Annotated in this window: 1 protein-coding gene; it reads right to left on the bottom strand. The window is 70.1% G+C overall.

All coding sequences use genetic code 11. From position 1 onward, the window contains the following. Nucleotides 1-3,368: non-ribosomal peptide synthetase (locus GT042_RS26550; RefSeq protein ID WP_161311256.1), on the bottom strand; the 3,368-nt coding region annotated here is incomplete at both ends.

Below are 3,368 nucleotides of genomic sequence, written 5' to 3'. Positions count from 1 at the left end.
CGTACCTTCACCTGGTCGTCCGTACGGCCCAGATACTCCAGCTGCCCCTCGGAGTTCCAGCGTGCGAGGTCGCCGGTGCGGTACATCCGCCCGCCCGCGGTGAAGGGGTTGGCGACGAACCGCTGGGCGGTCAGTCCCGGCCGGGCGTGGTAGCCACGGGCCAGCTGGGCACCGGAGACGTACAACTCACCGGCGACACCCACCGGTACCGGTCGCAGCGCCGCGTCCAGGACGTAGACCTGGGTGTTCCACACCGGACGGCCGATCGGCGCGGCAGCCCGGGGCCACGCCTCCCGGTCCGCCGGCAGGCTGTGGGCGGTGACCACGTGGGTCTCGGACGGACCGTAGTGGTTGTGCAGGACCGTCCCGGCCGCCCCGCACAGGTCACGGACGCGGTCGCTCAGCACCAAGGCCTCTCCCGCCTGGGACACATGACGCAGCGACGGCAGGTCCGTGCCCTGCTCCGCCACCGCCTCACCCAGCGCGTCCAGCATCAGGTGCGGGGCGTACAGCTCGGTGGCCCTCTGCTCCCTCAGCCACGTCACGAACTCTCCGGGGTCACGCCGGACCTCTTCGTCGGGTATCACGAGGGTCTTGCCGTCCAGGAGGGCGGAGAGGATCTCCTGGGCCGAGACGTCGAAGCTGATCGCGGTGAACTGGGCGACCCGGGAACCGGCCTCGGCGGGGACGGCGGACGCGTGCCAGGAGATCAGGTTGACCAGCGCGCCGCAGGACATCACCACCCCCTTGGGGCGCCCGGTCGAGCCGGAGGTGTAGATCAGGTATGCGGGGTGCTGCGGCAGCAGCGGACCGGTCCGCTCCTCGTCGCCGGGAACACCGGCCGGCAGTGTGCCGAGTTCGGCGACCACCGCAGGGTCGTCCAGCACCAGCGCGGGCCCGGTGGCCACGCGCCCGGCGACCTCGGTGGCGGTCAGCGTCAGGGAGGGGGCGGCGTCGGCCACCATGAAGGCGATCCGCTCGGCCGGGTACTCCGGATCGATCGGCAGGTACCCGGCGCCCGACTTCAGCACCGCCAGCAGACCGACGACCAGGTCCACCGAGCGGGGCACGGCCAGCCCGACGATGTCCTCGGGACCGATACCGCGACGGATCAGCAGCCGGGCGAGCCGGTTCGCACGTGTGTCGAGCTCCGCGTACGTCACTTCGACGCCGTCGAAGACCACGGCGACCGCGGCAGGGTGCTGCGCGACGCGGGCCTGGAACAGCTCCGGCAGGGTCGTCACGGGCACGTCCTGGACGGTGTCGTTCCACTCCGACACCACCCGGTGCCGCTCCTGCGCCGACAACACGTCCACAGCGCTGACCCGCCGGTGCGGTTCTCTGGTGACGGTGTCCAGGACGCGGAGGAACCGTTCGGCCAGGGTCTCCACCGTTGCGCGGTCGAAGAGGTCGAGGGCGTAGTCGACACCGCCGTGCAGACCGGCCGGACGATTGCCGCTGCCCGTGTCGGTGTGGGTGTGGGCGTGGAAGGTTTCGCTCAGGCTGAAGAACAGGTCGAATTTGGCCGGCGGTTCGCCGGTGGGCAGCGGTTCGGTGTGCAGGCCGGGCAGGTCCAGTGCCACCTGGGTGTGGTTCTGCAAGGTGAGCATGACCTGGAAGAGGGGGTGGCGGGCCAAGGAGCGGGCCGGTGCGAGGTCTTCCACCAGTCGTTCGAAGGGCACGTCCTGGTGCGCGAACGCGGCGAGGCCGTTCTCCCGGACCTGTTCCAGGAGGCCGGTGAACGACGGGTCGTCGGACAGGTCGGTGCGTAGGACGAGGGTGTTGACGAAAAACCCGACCAGGTTGTCCAGTGCCTCGTCGCCGCGACCGGCGACCGGGGTGCCCACGGGAATGTCGTCGCCCGCGCCCATCCGGGACAGCAGTACCGCCAAAGCGGCCTGGAGCACCATGAATACAGTCACGCCCTGGGCACGGGCCAACTCGACCACCTGGGAGTGAACTTCGGCCGGCACATGGATCTCCACCTGGCCGCCGCGGTGCGAGGCGACCGCAGGGCGTGGCCGGTCGAACGGCAGCACCAGCTCTTGGGGGACCCCGTCCAAAGCCTTGCGCCAGTGGCCCAGTTGTTCGTTCAGCAGACTGTCGGGGTCGGTCTCCTCACCCAGCAACTCACGCTGCCACAGGGTGTAATCCGCGTACTGCACCTCCAACGGCTCCCAGTCGGGAGCCCGTCCAGCAGCACGGGCGGCATACGCCACGGACACGTCTCGTGCCAGCGGACCCATCGACCAGGCGTCACCGGCGATGTGATGGACCACCATCACCAGCACACACTCACCCGGCCCCACCCGCAGCAGCCATGCCCGCAAGGGAAGTTCAGCACTCAGGTCGAACGCATGACCCGCCAGCCCGGCCACCGCCCCGGCCAGAGCCTCCTGCTCCACCTCGACCACCGGCAGATCAAAAGAGGGAGGCGGGGGAAGGATCCGCTGATACGGCCTGCCCTCATCGGCGTCAAACACCGTCCGCAGCACTTCGTGCCGCCCCACCACATCGCCCAGCGCCACACGCAATGCCTCGACGTCGAGGTCACCGGTCAGCCGCAGAGCCACCGGAATGTTGTAGGTAGCCGACGGCCCGTCCAACTCGCCGAGGAACCACAAGCGTTGCTGGGCGAACGAGACCGGCACCTCCTCGGGCCGTGCCCTCGCCACCAGCGCGGGACGTGCCGCACCCGAATCGGTCAACCGCTGCGCGAGTCCGGCCACGGTCGGCGCCTCGAACAGCGCCCGCATCGCGACCTCCACCCCCAGATCCGTGCGCATCCTGTTGGTCAGCCGCACCGCGAGCAGGGAATGGCCGCCCAGTTCGAAGAAGTTGTCGTTCACGCCGACTGCGGGCAGTCCCAGGATCTCGGCGAACACGGTGCACAGGACTTCCTCCTGCGCCGTGGCCGGCCCCCGCCCCCTGTCGGTCGGCCGGTGATCCGGAGCAGGCAGGGCCCTGCGGTCCAGCTTGCCGTTCACCGTCAGTGGCAGTGCGTCCATCACCACCAGCGCGGACGGCACCATGTACTCCGGCAGCATCGCGCCGAGGTGGGCGCGCAGGGCGGCCGTATCGACAACGCCTGGGTGAGCGGCGGTGGGGACGAGATGGCCGACCAAGCGCCTGTCCCCGGGGTGGTCCTCCCGTACCGTCACCGCTGCTTGAGCCACGGACGGGTGGGCGAGGAGCGCGGCCTCGACCTCTCCCGGTTCGATGCGGAACCCGCGTACCTTCACCTGGTCGTCCGTACGGCCCAGGAAGTCCAGGACCCCGCCCGGTCGCCATTTCGCCAGGTCGCCGGTGCGGTACATCCGCTCACCCGGGCCCCCGAACGGGTTCGCGACGAACCGCTGCGCGGTCAG

It is taken from the genome of Streptomyces sp. SID3212, assembly GCF_009865405.1.
Taxonomy (GTDB): domain Bacteria; phylum Actinomycetota; class Actinomycetes; order Streptomycetales; family Streptomycetaceae; genus Streptomyces.
Note: the sequence above shows the minus strand (reverse complement) of the source record. Positions and strands in the feature narration are given on the sequence as shown.